The sequence below is a fragment of the Holdemania filiformis DSM 12042 genome, from assembly GCF_000157995.1.
In the GTDB taxonomy this organism is placed as follows: Bacteria; Bacillota_I; Bacilli_A; order Erysipelotrichales; family Erysipelotrichaceae; genus Holdemania; species Holdemania filiformis.
The window spans coordinates 358233-373668 of the sequence record NZ_GG657556.1; the positions used below are offsets into that span (position 1 = coordinate 358233).

The following is a 15436-nucleotide window of genomic DNA, read 5'->3' on the forward strand; positions in this document are numbered from 1 at the left end:
GTTCACCTCACGATCAGCTTGTACCCTAAGCCTTTGACGGTGATCAGGGAAACCGGATGTGAAGGGTCGGCTTCAATCTTTTCCCGGACACGCCGGACATGGGCGTTGAGACTGTTCTCATAACCGAAAGGATTTTCACCCCATAAGGCTTCGCACAACGCATCGAACGTGACGATCCGGCCCTCATTGCGGACCAGTGTTTCCAACAGCGCATGTTCTTTAGCGGTCAGCGCCAGCGTCTGGTCTTGCCTATACACCTCGGCGCGGCTGAAGTCGACCGTGCAGGCTGCCAGCTGAATCTGTTCTCCGGCCTCTTTATAACAACGCCGCAGCACCGCGTGAATGCGCAGAAGCAGCTCCTGGGGCAGAAACGGTTTAACGATATAATCGTCAGCGCCTAAGCCTAAGCCTGCCAGTTTGTCATCGGCTTCATCCCGCGCCGTCAGAAACAGCACCGGCATCTCGCTGAACTGCCGCAGCTGCTTCAGCAGCGAGAATCCGTCGCCATCGGGAAGCATGACGTCCAGGATCGCCAGATCCGGCCGCTGTGTCCGGCAGACCGCCAGCCCCTGTTCAACCGTACCGGCGCTGGCCAGATGGCAAAAACCGTCGTCCGTTAGAATTTCCCGGACCAGCGTCAACAGCTCCGGCTGATCGTCGACGAGCAGAATTTTTTTCGAGTGTAAAAAGGAATGCTCCATTCTTCGTTCCTCCTTGCCTGGATTATACCACAGACGCCGTTCACGCAATCCGCCGCACAAAGAATGTAAGGGAAAAGTAAGGCAGCGGCAAGGGAGGTGTCAGTTTGCCGCGGTATGCTTTCTTTGTCGAAAGGAGTGATCGTGATGGAATATCAGATTACAACGGAACGTTTAAGCAAGCAATACAAGAACTTTAAAGCCGTCGATCAGGTGTCGCTGCATATCCGCAAGCGCAGCATCTATGGCTTTCTCGGCCCCAACGGCGCGGGAAAATCGACGACGATGAAAATGCTGCTGGGACTGACGCCGCCCAGCGGGGGAACCTTTGCGATTGACGGACTGCATTTCCCGCAGGATCGGATCGCGATTCTCAAACGGATCGGTTCATTTATCGAATCGCCTTCCTATTACGCCAATTTGACCGGGGAGGAGAATCTGGAGATAATCCGCAGGATCCTGAATCTTCCCGCTTCCGCTGTTTCGGACGCATTGGAGCTGGTCGGTCTCAGCGAGTTCAAGGACCGGCTGGCCCGCAAGTATTCGTTAGGCATGAAGCAGCGGCTGGGCCTGGCTGGCGCGCTGCTGGGCAGGCCGCCGATCTTAATTTTAGATGAACCGACCAACGGACTGGATCCGGCTGGAATTCATGAGATCCGTCAGCTGATCCGCTCGCTTCCCCAGCGCTATGACTGCACAGTCCTGATCTCGTCGCATATGCTGAGTGAGATTGAATTGATCGCTGACGATATCGGAATTCTCAATCATGGCCGGCTGTTGTTCGAGGGCCGTCTGGACGCATTGCGGAACACCGCCCGCACGCAGGGGTTTGACGGCGACAACCTGGAAGCGATGTTTTTGGCGATGATTGAACAGGATAACGCGAAACGCCGCGAGCGGGCAAAGCTATGAAAACACTGGCATTGGAAATAAAAAAGGTGAAACGTACCGGTTCGCTGGCGGTCCTGCCGTTAGCGGGAGGCTTAGGGGCGGCTTACGCGCTGGTGAATTTCCTCATCCGCCGGGATGCATTGCTGAGTTTGCCGCTGGCGCCGATGGACGTGCTGCTGACGCAGCTGTACGGCATGATCCTGCTGATCAATCTGTTCGCAATCATCGTGGCGGCGTGTTTGATTTACAATCTGGAATTTAAAGGTCAGGCGATCAAGAAGCTGTGGATGCTGCCGTTCAGCGTGCCGAAGCTGTTTGTGACAAAGTTTATTCTTCTGACCCTGGGACTGGCCGCGGCGATCATTCTAGAAAACACCGCACTGGGCTGGATTGGAATGACGATGCTGCCACAGGGGAGCTTTCAGCTGCCGGTGCTGGTGCAGTTCGCGGTGTATTCGTTTGTGACGTCGCTGCCGGTGCTGGCGCTGATGCTGCTGGCGGCTTCGCGGATTGAAACGATGGGTGTCACGCTGGGCATCGGCGTAGCCGGTTTTCTGACCGGAATGGCGCTGGGCACCTCAGGACTGAAAGTTCTTTTAATCGATCCGTTTATCGTCATGCTGCATCCGGCGGTCGCGATGAGTGCGCAGCCAGAGCTTCTGGTCATGACCGCCGCGCTTTTGGAAGCGACGGTTTGTGCGGCCGCAGGTTTTCTTGCCGCAAAAATGCGGGCTTATGAATAGGAGGTCAAGCCGATGAAAGGTATGGATTTGTTCAAACTGGAATTATTGAAAATGAAACGTTCGAGGATGATCGCACTGCTTTCGGCTGCGCCGATCTTGGTCGTCGTTTCCGGCGTTGTGAACCTCAGCCAGTATCTGACGCCGGAATATACCCAGGCCTGGCCGGCGATGTTTATTCAAAGCGCGCTGCTGTATGCCTACTACCTTCTGCCTTTCAGCATGATCGTCGTGTGTGTGATAATCGCCGGACGCGAGACGCAGAACAACGGAATGCTGAAAATGCTGGCGCTTCCCGTTTCACGCTTTCAGTTGTCGCTGGCGAAATTTGGCATACTGGTCTTCTGTCTGCTGCTGGAAATGGTTGTTTTCCTGTTCATCTTTGTGCTCGCCGGGTGGATCGCGGTCCAAACGGCCGGAGTAAAGGAAACGCTGCCGCTGGGTTATCTGTTACGAGCCTGCGGAGAAATCTTTGTCACGATGCTTCCGTGCACTGCCGTGATGTGGATGGTGACGGTCGTGTTTGAAAAACCGCTGATCACCGTGGGTCTGAACTTAATGCTGGTCATTCCGGGACTGCTGGCCGGAGCGACGCCGTTGTGGTTTCTGTATCCTTACTGCTACAGTGGTTATCTCGTGTCGTGTTCGCTGCACGAGTTTACCGTAGGCGGAATAAAATCAGCCTTTCCGCTGTTTCCATTCCTGCCCTGTGCGCTGGCCTATTTTCTTTCCGCTTTGGCTATGGCGGCAGTGCGGTTTGGTAAGAAAGAGATGAGGTGAAAAAATGGAAAAATTAAAGTGCAATAAACTCGTCGCTGCGGCCTTGATCTGCGGTTTCATTCCGCTGATGTCGTTGCTGCTGTCTGTGTTTCAGATCAGAATGGATGACGGAATCCGGCTGCTGCTTTCCGGACTCAATTTCGTCAGTGCGCTGACCGGCTTGATTTTAGCCGGTATTGGCAGCCGCAATACCCGAACCCGCAGTTTTGCGCTGACGGTGGCCGCGCTGCTGTGCGGAAGCGAACTGGTTCTGATGATCGGATTCCTTCTGCTGGCATGGATGCTTCCCTTTTTATCGTAAGGATTCGCGAGCGGCCTCTAGCCTGAACACGACGTTATTTTAATTTTATGAAGGATTTGAGAAGCACTCTCTTACGTTCAGACGTCCAGGGAAGTGCTTTTTTTGATTTAATTCGATGAAACAAAATTTATATCCGCTCCTCGGCTTGTTTTGCGGTATGATTAAAGCAGATAAAGAGGACTTTATTATGCAAAAAGAACGCAGCGACGAATTATTGAATCAAGGTGCAGAAGCGTATCAAAGCGGAACGCCGGAAGGCTTCAGGACGGCTGTGCGGTTTTATCTGGAATCCGCCAGTTTGGGCAACGGTCAGGCGATGACGAATTTGGGGTATTGTTATACCTATGGGCGGGGCGTGACGAAGAATCCGGTCGAAGGATTCCGCTATTTTGTGCAGGCCGCGAAGCTGGGAAATCCCGAAGCCATTATGAAGGTTGCCGACGCTTACCAACGTGGTCAATTTGTTAAAAAGGATGAAATCCGGGCGTTTCAGTTTTACCGCAAGCTGTTTCAGCATCTGCGGGAAACGGAAGAGCTTCTGGACTATCCGGAGGTCTGCCTGCGCTTAGGCCGATGTTATTTGGAAGGAAAAGGGACCGAAGCAGATCCGCGGCAGGCGCGGCGGTTTTTAGTGCTGGCGGTGCACGGCTACTCCCTGCACGAGAATCAATATTTCTACTATCCGAAACAGCGCCGTCAAGCGGAAGAACTGCTTCGGCAATGTCAATAAGCATGTGCCGGGCAAGGATTCAGCGCATAGGAAAAGGGGAAAACTATGCAGCGGAAAAAGCGAAGCCTCAGGATCATAGCCGTGCTGGCTGTTCTGTTTAGCGGATGTGTGCCGGCTTCGCCGTTAGCGGAACCGACTCCCGTCGTTTCACCAGCTGTGATGTCGGCAGAGGCGGCGTTTACCATCACGCTTTCACCTGAAGGTGAAACAGGCCGCGATATTACTCAGCCCTTAAATCAGGTTGAGATCACCAATCATACTGATCAGGAAATCCAGATCCTTTCCCTCGATCTTAAAGGCAACCGAGGCGGGATCTGCGAAATTCCGATCAACCGCACACTGGGACCGCAGGAAACGGGCCGTTATTTCATTGAAGGGGAATACCGCAAGGATATCGATCCGGTGGCGGCGGTGACGTTTGCCAGCGAGGACGCCGTAAGCGTGACAAAATATGATTATGATTCGCAGAAAACAGAAACGCTGCAGCGGGAGAATCCCCCGGCACCGTTTCTGTTCAATTTCGCATCAACCGTGCTCGTCAGAACGACTGATGCAGGTTTTCAGTTTGCCATTCTGCCGGGGAAGCAGGCATCGTTGCACGAAGTCGTAACGCCTTACGGCGGATACTGCACGCTGGAGGATGAGCTGCTTGACAATCAATATCGCTATGGCAAGAAGCTCTTTTACAGCTTTGTAGACACAGAGCTGGAGCTGGGGGAACAAGAAAAAGCGTACATCGAGAACCTGATGCTTCGCTATGACTGCGATTACGCTTATAATGGCGAATATGATCCGGTTAGGATCCTGGAGGAATATGCGCTGCTGATGACTTATTCCTTGATGAAGTCAGAGGATCCAGATCATCCCTACTGGCTTTTGTATTGTACTCCCGACGTCTATGCGTTCACTCCGGCGCAATGGGAAGCGGCCCAAGCGCAGAAGCTGACATGGGAACAGCTCTGGCCGCTGCTGAAGGAAGAACCGAAATCCTATCAACAGATTTACTTTCAGGGCTGGGATGCTCCGCTGACAGAGGCTGAGCGGGATGCGCTGATGAACTTATGTGATTTAAAAGAAATTCCGGCCTGCTTTGAAGGAGAACCGGAAAAGTCTGAAATCGGCGCGGATAAACCGGTGATTTATCTTTATAAGGATACGGAAACCGACTTCACGCTGACCCTGGGGACGCTGCCGACGATCAGCTATCCTCAATATTATCAGGGGTGGTCAGGCACAGTGACGGCGGAGGGCTTGATTATTCAGGATCGTCGCTATCCGTATCTCTATTATGAAGCGCAGATCCCGGATGACTTCGACTTTGATCAAGGGTTTGTCGTAGCCCGTGAGGATACGGTCAGTTTCTTAGAGGAAAAGCTGGCGATTCTGGGCTTAAATGAAAGGGAGAGCGCCGACTTCATTACCTACTGGCTGCCGATCCTCTCCCAATCCGACTATAACCGGATCACGTTTCCCTGCGCTGATGATGCCCGGCTCGTTCCGCTTCAATGCCAGCCGCAGCCGGACACGCTGATCCGTGTCTATATGCTGTCGGAAGGTCTGGACGAGGCGGTTATGATGGAGCTGCAGACGTTAATGCCGGCCCCGATTAGAACCGGATTGACCGTTGTGGAATGGGGCGGCAGCCGCCGCAATTCATAAACATTTGTCAAAGAAAGTCCAAAACCGGAGAAATCCGGCTTTTTTTGGCACGCTTTGCGGACGATCCGGCGCTGCGCTGCGTTCTAATCCGAGGGGATTTACGATATAGATGGGAATAGGTAAAGGAGAAGTGCTATGCCCTATCGTCAAACTATACAGGAACTGGAAGCAGCAACACTGACTAACGCCCGCGAGGGCCTGAGTGAAAAAGAAGCGGCCGCCCGGCTGCAGCGCTTCGGCGGCAACGAGCTGGAAAAGAAAAAAGAAGAATCACTGCTGAAAAAAGTCGCGGAACAATTCAACGACCCGATGATCCTGATTCTGATCCTCGGGGCCGTGATCTCTATTTTTCTGCATGAGGTGATGGATTCCGTCATCATCGTTGCGGTGATTACGATCAACGCGCTGATCGGGGTATTCCAGGAATGGAAGGCGGAAAAAGCGCTGCACGCGCTGGAAAAAATGACCGCGATGAAAGCTGTGGTCAAGCGTGACGGACAGCTGAAGCAGATCGACGCAGCCGATCTGGTTTTGGGCGATCTGGTGTTTCTGGAAGCCGGCAACTTCGTACCGGCGGATCTGCGCCTGATTGAAACCGTACATCTGAAAGTGGAGGAATCCAGTCTGACCGGCGAATCGGTGCCAGTCGATAAGGATGCCTCGGCGCGTTACCCTAAGGATCAGACGCTGCCGCTGGCGGATCAGAAAAACATGGCGTTTTCTTCGACGATCGTTTTGGACGGCAACGCCGCGGGGTTGGTCGTGGCGACGGGAATGGACAGCGAGATCGGCAAGATCGCGAAGCTTCTGCAGCATGAGGAAAAGCTGCTGACACCCTTGCAGCGGCGTTTGGCTGAGTTGTCAAAAGTGCTGGGGGCGCTGTCGGTCATCATCTGTGCGGCAATTTTTGTGATCGCCGTCATTCAGAAACGCGATCTGTTTGAAATGCTGCTGACGTCGATTTCCCTGGCGGTGGCGGCGATTCCTGAGGGACTGCCGGCGGTCGTGACGATTTCCCTGGCGCTGGGTGTCCAGAAAATGAGCGATCATCACGCGATTGCGCGCAAGCTGCACGCTGTGGAAACGCTCGGCCAGGTCTCGGTCATCTGCACGGATAAAACCGGGACGCTGACGCAGAACCGGATGACGGTTGTCGCGTACTATCTGAATGGCAAAATCCAGTCCGCGTCGCAGAAAGTGCCGGAACGGAGGCTGAAGGAAGGCTTCTATCTGTGCGGCAACGCCAAGCTTGACGCTGAGGGCGTCATCGGCGATCCGACCGAAGTGGCGCTGATGCGCTGGGCGCTGGATAACGGCGTCGACGCTGCGCAGATCATCCGGCAGTTCCCGCGCGTTGCCGAGATTCCGTTTGATTCCCGGCGCAAACGGATGAGCACTGTGCATCAGACCGGTTTGGAAAAAATCGTCTATGTCAAGGGCGCGTTGGAAAGCGTGCTGCCGTTATGTACGCATTTGTGGCAGGATGGCCGGCGGGTGGAGCTGACGACGCCGATGCGGCGGCAGATTGAGGAAGCCGCCGCGCAGATGGCCGGGGAAGCGCTGCGCGTGCTGGTGCTGGCGACGCGCACGGTCGCTTCGCTGGACGAGAGTCAGTTTGAAACCCGGTTGTGTTTTATCGGAATGGCGGGGATGATCGATCCCCCGAAGGAGGGCGTCAAAGAAGCGATTGCCTTGGCACATAAAGCAGGCATCGACGTTGTGATGATCACCGGCGATCATCCGGAGACCGCGCTGGCCATCGGCCGCCAGTTAGGCATTGCCCAATCGCTGGCGCAGGTGCTGACCTCGGTGCAGATGCAGGATCTGAGCGATGATCAGCTGGCTCAGGCCTGTCAGCACATCCGGATTGTCGCGCGCGCCACGCCGCAGGATAAGGTCCGGATTGTGAAAGCCTACCGGTTGGATGAAAAGATCGTGGCGATGACCGGCGACGGGGTGAACGACGCGCCTTCGCTGAAGCAGGCCGACGTCGGCATCGCAATGGGCAGCGGAACGGAGGTATCGCGGCAGACGTCCGATCTGATTCTGACCGACGATAATTTTGCGACAATCATCAGTGCGGTTGAGGAAGGGCGCAATATTTATCTCAATATCCAGAAAGCTGTGCTGTATCTGCTTTCCTGCAATTTGGGGGAAATCACGACGCTGTTTCTGGCGATTGTGCTGATGCCGGTGGCTCCGGCGCCGCTCTCGGCGATTCAGATTCTGTGGATCAACCTGGTCACCGACGCGTTTCCGGCGCTGTCGCTGGCCGCCGAACCGCAGGATCCCTATATCATGGATCAGAAACCCCGCGCGGCGACGGAAAGTTTGTTCGCTAACGGCGGCTGGGCGTTCATGGTGCTCAACGGTCTGTATATCGGCACGATTTCGTTAGTCGCGTTCAAATTCGGTTCCGCTTACGACGTCCGCACCGCGCACACGATGACGTTTATGGTGCTGTCGATCGCACAGCTGTTCCACAGCCTGAATCTGCGCAGTCTGGATCACTCGATTTTCAGAGTTGGCATTTTCCGCAATAAGCTGTTGTTAGCGACGTTTGTGATTGGCGTTGCGCTGCAGGTCATGGTGGTAAATCTGCCGATCTTCCAGCTGATTTTGAAGACCGCGGCGCTGGACTGGGTTTGCTGGGGCATTGTGTTCGGTTTGTCCGCAAGCCTGATCCTGATCAATGAAATCTCCAAATTGTTCAATCCTGTGAATCATAATTGGCGTTCAGACTCCCGGAATTCTTAACCCGGGAGTTTTTTCAAATTTCTTACAAAGCGCAGAAACTTCTGCAGGGCGCAGGACTCTATGTTAAAATAAATCCGGTGTAAATTGGATAAACGCATCGTGATCCGCGATGTTCAAATACTAAACCTCTGGAGGACAGCCAACATGGACAAACGTAAAACCCAGCCGCGTAAGAAAAAGAAGGTCCGGCGTGATTTAACCTTGATCAATCAGATCATGGCTTTTTTCGTGCTGACCGCCGATTTGTTTCTGGTGCTGGCAATGCTCGGACTGACGAAGTTCAGCGCGTTAAGCCGGACGTTATTTATCCGTCTGAATCTGATCGTTCTGGTGGCGGCGTTGATTTTGAATTTCTTAGCGATGCTGGCCGTCGGCCGGCGCAGCGTCAGCCTGCTGAAGACCGCGATGACAGCGGCGGTTGTGATCGGCTTGATCAGCGCATTCGGCGTGTATGTCGAAGGCCGGCTGAACGTCAATCTGGACAAGATGATGGATCAGGGATCGTCGCAGGAAACTGTCGGCGTTTCTTTTGTCGTGCTGGGGGACGACGAGCATGCCGCGCTGCAGAGTCCGCAGGATCTTAACGGCAAGGTGTTCGGGATTCTGGATGACGAACAGGCGCAGCAGGGCTATCAAATGCCCAAAAACGAGATCGAAAAATTAAAGTTAAAGGTGACATATCGTGAATATTCTGATTATACACGGCTTTTAAAAGGGCTGCTGAACAAGGAAATCGACGTGGCCGCCCTGCCGGAAAACTATAAGGGAATGTTTGAAACAAACGAGGAAATCGCGCCCGAGCTGGCGGCGCTGCGCGATGTGCATAACTTCAACCGCACGCTGACAATTCATACCGAGCAGGGCAGCGATAAGGATGTGACGAAGGAACCGTTCACCGTGCTGATCATCGGCGTGGACGACGACCGGAGCGACGCGCTGATGTTGGCGACCGTCAACCCGAGCAGCATGACGGTGCTACTGACGTCCATTCCGCGCGACAGCTATGTGCCGATCGCCTGCTATACCAATCAAAAGCCGGATAAGATCAACAATTCCCGTGTGCGCGGCCGCCAATGCACGATGGATACGATCGAACAGCTGCTGGACGTCGATGTGGACTTCTACTTTGAAAGCAACTTCCACGGCATCATTGAAATTGTCGACGCTTTAGGCGGCGTAATCATCGATAATCCGAAGGAATTCGTCGGTCAGGATTCCTCCGATGAACGCGGGCATCAGACGGTGTGGGTGCCGCAGGGCGTCAACCGGCTGAACGGCGAACAGACGCTGGCGTTTGCCCGGGAACGGCATTCGTACAATTCCGGAGATTTTCAGCGTCAGAGCAATCAGCAGCAGGTGATTCAGGCAATTTTGACGGAAGCGGTGCGGCTGAAGGATGTCAATAAGGCGCTGAAAGTGCTGGATGCGGCCGGTGAGAACGTGTCGACCAATCTAAGTATGGAACAGATGATCGGTTTGTTTAACTTAACGATGAAGAAGATGAACCGCAGCTATGTGCAGAATCAGAACGTATTCAACGTGATCGGCGCGCGGATTTCCGGCGTTAACGACCGGGCGCCGAACCGGATGTCAATTGTCCGGTTGTATCAGGGCTCGATCGAAGACAACAAGAAAGCGATCCATCGGGTGTTTAATTTGAACAGCGAGATCGACGCGCCGAAGGCGCTGTCGTTCAGCATTGACTGGGTCTATGAGGCGCCGGCGATCTCCAAGGATGAATATGACGAGAAATTTGCGCCGTTAAAGCAATGATCTGAATCAAAAAGGAGAGAAACATGAAGCTCACATTGACCCGTTATGCGGTGTGTCCGGGGAAAGAGGAGCTGACCCGCGAATGGATGGCTGTATTGAACCAAAGACAGGCGGAGGTTCAGGAAACACTGAGCGATGAAAAAATGGCTTTGGAAGCAATTTTTATGAAGGAAGACGCAAAGGGGATGGCTTTGATCTGGGTGGATCTGCAGGGGGAAGGGACGGACGTTCAAGACTCCGAGCATCCAATTGATCAAGTACATCTGGCTTATTGGAGAGCCTGTATTGATTCTTCGGTTCCGCCTGTGGAGTTAACTTCTGTGAATTGCTTCGCTGATCCCAAGGTCCAGTTAGCGCTGCTTGCGGCCGCGGGAATAGGCACGGAGTGAAAGATAAAGCAGGGGTATTCAATGGAAAGTGGCAAGCTGCCACTTTTTCAGTATTAAGACATTGGATTAAAACGCGACATTTCCATTCTTGTTCAGATAAATCTAATGATGACTATTTTTTGATGTGCAATAACATGACGTAGAAATAACCAAGCCTTATATTTCTTGGTTGAAGGAGTGGTAATTCAGTTTTTAGATGGAATAGTGGAAAATAGTGTAATAATAGTGAAAATAGTGCTGATAACAGTTACGCAAGAAAATCAAAAAAAACTTATGAAGTCCATAATTTGTGTGATAAACGTTTAAATCAGTAGAATGAAAAACCGTATTATCACCGTATTCATAGTTTTTTTTGATGAGTCAAAAAGAAGGACAAAGTTCGTCAAGAAATATCATTGGAGAAATAATCCTCTAATGTTATAATTTAATAGACTTTTCAATGAAGTAAAATAACCCTAGTTTGGAGATAGCCAATTTTATGAGTATAGACTGGTAGTCGAGGCATTGCTTATTCTAAAATTTTGATCATTATTTATAGTGAGAGTGAATATTGTTAAAGGAGGTTGATCCTATGAGTGTATATTCTGATGTGCAAATTCTTTCGATAAGGGTGATGGAGGCATACGCCAAAAAAAATCATGTTTCTGGAGAGGACGCATTAAATATATTCCATAAATGCCAGGTTTATGAAAACATTTTGATTCAGTATGAATACCTTCATCAAGTTAGTTTTGAAGAAGTGATGGAGTACGTAGAAAAAATAATTGAAGAAGGAACACATAAATTATTGGTGTTTCATGGGACTACAAAAGAATTTGAAAAGATTGATTTAGGAAAATCACGGAATCGCAGAGATTTCGGTATGGGATTTTATACTACAATACTTGAAAATCAAGCTAAAGAATGGGCGTATAGATTAAGCCTGCGAGAAAAAATAAACAAGTATGTTTATGAGTATATATTCTTGGAAAGTGAACGACTGAATGTTAAACGATTTGATGGGTTAAATCAAGAATGGCTGGAATTTGTTAAGGAAAACCGTTCATTAGGAGGCTTACAACATAATTTTGATGTTGTTATTGGTCCGGTTGCCGATGATAACACGATGGAAACCATTCAACTCTATATAACAAATACTTTAACGGCTAATGAAGCCGTAGAACGACTTAGGTATAGTAAAGTAAATAATCAGATTTCATTTCATACTGAAAAAGCCTTATTAAGTCTAACTTTAGAAAGGAGACAGGTCTATGATGGAGGCTATTTACACGTTTAATGGAAAGGACATAACGATGAATGTATGTTTACAGATCCGAGCCGTTGTGAATATCATTCAGGAACAACTCAATTTATCTTTTGAAGACGCGATGCTGGAGTTCTATCGTTCAGAAACGTACAAAACGCTGCAGCAGACGGAAAATGCGCTGTGGGCGGAATCGCCGGAATTTATTACCGATATGTTTTTTGCCGAACGGGAAGGAAGAGAATTCTAAGCGGGAATCCAAAATAAAAAGTCAGCGGGGGAAGTTCATCTTCCTTCGCTGATTTTAGGTTTGCGGTTTATTGAAGTTTTGTTAAAATACGCTGGGCAAATTGCCGGCCGCCTTCGAGATCCGTGCTGTCCGGATGCGATAAGGCAGCGTCAAAATTCTCCAGCAGAGAAGCCCAGCGCGGATTCTCCGGCTCTTTTGCCTGCAGGGCCAAATACCGCTGTTTAACGGTTTCCGGCATTCTTCCCTGGCAGGCGTAGCAGCCCAAGATCATGTTGTCGGCAGGAACTTGATCGGCGCTTCGCTTCAGGATCGCCTGGAAATATTCGTCCGACTGGCCAAAGCCGCAGGTCGCAAACAAGGCCAGCTGCTTTTGATGGCACTGGGCCAGAAAATCCAGGACCGGCTTGGCGAAGACGCCTTTGTCTGTCCAGGAACCGACAAAAATCAAGTCAGCCTGCAGCGCTTCAGGCGCAGGCGCTCCGGAATAAATAAGCATTTCATCCGGCAGGGCGGATTGAATTGCTTCTGCCAGCTGACGGGTATTGCCAGTATTACTTTGAACTACGATTGCGATTTTCATTGAATATCACTCCTTTTCTGATCATAAATACAATGAATTCCCTGATGGCTCATCAAACCTTGCAGACATTTTTGATTGCAGCCGGCACAATACCGGATCGTTTCCGGATGACCGGCCAACAGTTTCGCGGTCCAGTCGGGATCGGCGATCAGCTGCCGGCTCATTGCGGCTGCGTCGATCCGGCCGCTTTCGATCGCCTGGTCGATGAATTCCGGATGGCGCAGATTCCCGACGCCGATCACCGGTTTGCAGGTCAGCGCTTTGACTTGATCGGCAAATTTCAGAAAACAACCTTCTGCGGAAAACGCCGGGTGATTCGCGGGCGGAATCGTGTCGGTCAGCGCGCCGTGATTCGCCAGGGTGACGTGGAAACAATCGACGCCTGCCTGTTCCAGCCAGCCGACGACCGGATCCAGATCCTGTTCCAGCACGCCTGCTTTGCCATAATCTGGATTGATCTGCCGGACGGCCAGCTTGTAGTCGATGGGCAGCGAGCAGTGCTGCCGGACCTGGCGTACCGCTTCCAAAGCAAACCGCATCCGATTTTCCAGACAACCGCCGTATTCGTCGATCCGCTTGTTGATCAGCGATGAACTGAAGCTGCCGATCAAACGATCACCGTGAACCTGAATCATATCGAAGCCCGCGGCCTGAGCCTGCTGGGCGCTGAGACCAAAAGCCGCAAGAATTTCGCGAATCCGTTTTTCACGCATTTGATTGACCGTGACCGCGGCGGAGTCGTTCAGTTTCTGACGCAGCTGATCCGCGGTGAGTCTGTGTGTCAGCAGCGCGGGAATCCATTTCAGCATCGCTTTGAAATTGGCGTCTGAAAGATGCAGCTGGGCGGATACTTTTGCGCCTTGTTGATGCAGCTGACTGATCAGCTGCTGGTAAGCGGCGAAAGTGCGGGGGTTTTGTAAATTTCCGGAACCGAGAACCGGGATATCCGGCAGGATGATCAGGGCGGTCTGGCCCTGAGCGATCGCGCTCAGCTTCGCTGCTTTTTCTTCCGGCTTTAAGCCCAGGGTGGTCGGAGCGAAGAAAATCCGATTTTTCAATTCACAATTGCCAATGGTGATCGGCTTAACGCAGGCGTGCGTCATTTTTCACTCCTTAAGCCCTGGACGACCTGACTTAAAAGCACAGTTAACTGTTTCGCTTGATCCGGTGAAAGACAAGACAGCGTCCGCTGCTCCCATTGGCGGTTGGCGATGGTGATTTCCCGGCAGATCTGTTTGCCTTTTTCAGTTAACGAAACGGTGAACGCCCGGCCGTCCTGTGCGCTGCGCGTACGGATCAAACAGCCGAGCTTTTCCAGCTTGTCCAAGCAGCGGGTGATGTGGCCGTTATCCTGATGCAGCTCCCGGGCCATCGCGGACGGCGTACAGGTGCCGGCATGTTCAAGATAGATGAGATAGGGGAACAACCCCACGGTTAATCCGAAGGCATCCAGCCGCGTTTGCAGTGCCGACGTATATTCCCGGCGCAGCTGGCAGATTAAATACGAGAAAGGATAGGACATAGAACACCTCCTGACCTCTTCAGTATAATCATTAATTTGACTAAGTCAAATAAAATGATAAAAGAAAAGCGGAAATTTCCGCTCAGAGCTGACCGAAAGCTTGCAATGCAGTGACGATGCCGTCCCGATCTACGGAATCGGTGACGTAGTCGGCAATCGCTTTAATTTCTTCCCGGCCCTGGCCCATCGCTACGCCGGCTCCTGCCGCCTGCAGCATTTCCAGATCGTTGATTCCGTCGCCAAATGCCATCGTGGCCTGGGGATCAATATGGAAGTGCTGGCAAAGCCGGGCGATCCCGACGCCCTTGTCAATGCCCCGGAGAACCAGATCGGCATAGTGAAACGGCGTCGGCAATACCGTCAGACCGGGAATGGTCCGGTAAGCCGCATAATCGCTGTCCGCTGCATCAAAGGCCAGCGCCATCGTCGCCTGATCATCCGGACGCGTCGCCCGGACGTCGATCACGGCTGGATCGCGGTGAAAGAATTCGCAGGCTGCGATGAAATCCGATGTCGGCGGACAATTCAGCCAGTCGTCATGACCCATGTACTGGATCGGGGAATGGAGCTGCGCGGAGACCGCTTCTAATCCCGCCATCGTTGCCTGATCAAAGAAAACCCGGAACAGCTCTGTTTTCTGTGCGTCGGCAATGACGCTGCCATTGCGGCAGATATAGCCGTCCCACGCAATCGCCGCCAGCTGCGGCATCGTCAGGATTGTATTCACATCCCGTCCCGAGCTGATCACAATCTTTTTTCCATTTTTCTGCAAGCGTGTTAACGCCTCCATGACCGCCGGCGAAATCCGGTGATTGCGATTATCCAGCAGCGTTCCGTCGACGTCAAAGAAAAACATTTGAAATTCCTTCATTCCGTTCACCTCATGGTTTTCATTATACTCACAACGCGATGAAAAATCATCCTGAAATTGCTGCGGAAACGCTTTCGTCCGGTTGTGATTTAAGGGTAAATCCAGTATAATGTATGGGTCTTTAGACCTTATTGTATTTTTGCGCTGCTGCGCAGGAATACTGAAAATAGAAAAAGAGGAGGAACTCAATGGAAAATCAAAAGCTGGACGCTTTGTGCGAAGCCTTTTTCACCGAGCATCAGGTCCGTGCGA

General features: G+C 51.9%; 16 protein-coding genes. 11 read left to right on the top strand and 5 right to left on the bottom strand.

Translation table 11 applies throughout. The features are described 5' to 3' along the window. Positions 1 to 2: 2 nt before the first annotated feature. Positions 3 to 701: a response regulator transcription factor gene (locus HOLDEFILI_RS07535; RefSeq protein WP_006058964.1), complete on the bottom strand. Its 699-nt coding sequence runs from the start codon at positions 699 to 701 to the stop codon at positions 3 to 5. Between the two features lie 144 nt (positions 702 to 845). Between HOLDEFILI_RS07535 and HOLDEFILI_RS07540 the strand changes: the two genes are divergently transcribed. From HOLDEFILI_RS07540 to HOLDEFILI_RS07590, 11 genes are all read left to right on the top strand, one after another. After that, a complete protein-coding gene (locus tag HOLDEFILI_RS07540) occupies positions 846 to 1610 on the top strand; it encodes an ABC transporter ATP-binding protein (RefSeq protein ID WP_039864299.1) in 765 nt (254 codons plus the stop codon). Further along, complete coding sequence (locus HOLDEFILI_RS07545) at positions 1607 to 2332, top strand: ABC transporter permease (protein ID WP_006058966.1); 726 nt, start codon at positions 1607 to 1609, stop codon at positions 2330 to 2332. Before HOLDEFILI_RS07540 ends, HOLDEFILI_RS07545 begins: the two co-directional genes overlap by 4 nt. 12 nt (positions 2333 to 2344) lie before the next feature. Further along, a complete protein-coding gene (locus tag HOLDEFILI_RS07550) occupies positions 2345 to 3109 on the top strand; it encodes an ABC transporter permease (RefSeq protein WP_006058967.1) in 765 nt (254 codons plus the stop codon). 4 nt (positions 3110 to 3113) lie between these two features. After that, positions 3114 to 3410 (top strand): hypothetical protein, encoded by a 297-nt coding sequence (locus HOLDEFILI_RS07555; RefSeq protein ID WP_006058968.1) that lies wholly within the window; start codon positions 3114 to 3116, stop codon positions 3408 to 3410. Between the two features lie 187 nt (positions 3411 to 3597). Beyond that, positions 3598 to 4140 (top strand): tetratricopeptide repeat protein, encoded by a 543-nt coding sequence (locus HOLDEFILI_RS07560; RefSeq protein WP_050766941.1) that lies wholly within the window; start codon positions 3598 to 3600, stop codon positions 4138 to 4140. A gap of 45 nt (positions 4141 to 4185) precedes the next feature. Next, on the top strand, positions 4186 to 5799 hold the full coding sequence (locus tag HOLDEFILI_RS18335; protein ID WP_006058970.1) for a hypothetical protein: 1614 nt from the start codon (positions 4186 to 4188) through the stop codon (positions 5797 to 5799). Positions 5800 to 5934: 135 nt separating this feature from the next. Then, positions 5935 to 8556, top strand: a complete 2622-nt coding sequence (locus tag HOLDEFILI_RS07570; protein WP_006058972.1) for a cation-translocating P-type ATPase — start codon at positions 5935 to 5937, stop codon at positions 8554 to 8556. A gap of 144 nt (positions 8557 to 8700) precedes the next feature. Beyond that, entirely contained in the window at positions 8701 to 10329 is a 1629-nt protein-coding gene (locus HOLDEFILI_RS07575; RefSeq protein WP_039864301.1) for an LCP family glycopolymer transferase, read from the top strand. 23 nt (positions 10330 to 10352) lie between these two features. Continuing rightward, positions 10353 to 10718, top strand: coding sequence for a DUF6176 family protein (locus HOLDEFILI_RS07580; protein WP_006058974.1), 366 nt, complete (start codon positions 10353 to 10355; stop codon positions 10716 to 10718). Between the two features lie 571 nt (positions 10719 to 11289). Then, positions 11290 to 11994 (top strand): DUF3990 domain-containing protein, encoded by a 705-nt coding sequence (locus tag HOLDEFILI_RS07585; protein ID WP_006058976.1) that lies wholly within the window; start codon positions 11290 to 11292, stop codon positions 11992 to 11994. Continuing rightward, a complete protein-coding gene (locus HOLDEFILI_RS07590; RefSeq protein WP_006058977.1) occupies positions 11969 to 12211 on the top strand; it encodes a hypothetical protein in 243 nt (80 codons plus the stop codon). Before HOLDEFILI_RS07585 ends, HOLDEFILI_RS07590 begins: the two co-directional genes overlap by 26 nt. Before the next feature lie 67 nt (positions 12212 to 12278). On the opposite strand, the gene bilS is transcribed toward HOLDEFILI_RS07590, so the two are convergent. The 4 genes from bilS to HOLDEFILI_RS07610 form a co-directional block, all read right to left on the bottom strand. After that, positions 12279 to 12791: a flavodoxin family protein BilS gene (gene bilS, locus HOLDEFILI_RS07595; protein WP_006058978.1), complete on the bottom strand. Its 513-nt coding sequence runs from the start codon at positions 12789 to 12791 to the stop codon at positions 12279 to 12281. Continuing rightward, complete coding sequence (gene bilR / locus HOLDEFILI_RS07600; protein ID WP_006058979.1) at positions 12788 to 13894, bottom strand: bilirubin reductase; 1107 nt, start codon at positions 13892 to 13894, stop codon at positions 12788 to 12790. The genes bilS and bilR overlap by 4 nt, the downstream gene beginning before the upstream one ends. Further along, the gene (gene bilQ, locus HOLDEFILI_RS18340; protein WP_006058980.1) at positions 13891 to 14313 is read right to left on the bottom strand and encodes a bilirubin utilization transcriptional regulator BilQ; all 423 of its coding nucleotides are present in this window, start codon (positions 14311 to 14313) and stop codon (positions 13891 to 13893) included. The genes bilR and bilQ overlap by 4 nt, the downstream gene beginning before the upstream one ends. 82 nt (positions 14314 to 14395) lie before the next feature. Continuing rightward, complete coding sequence (locus HOLDEFILI_RS07610; protein WP_006058981.1) at positions 14396 to 15184, bottom strand: Cof-type HAD-IIB family hydrolase; 789 nt, start codon at positions 15182 to 15184, stop codon at positions 14396 to 14398. Positions 15185 to 15436 lie beyond the last annotated feature (252 nt).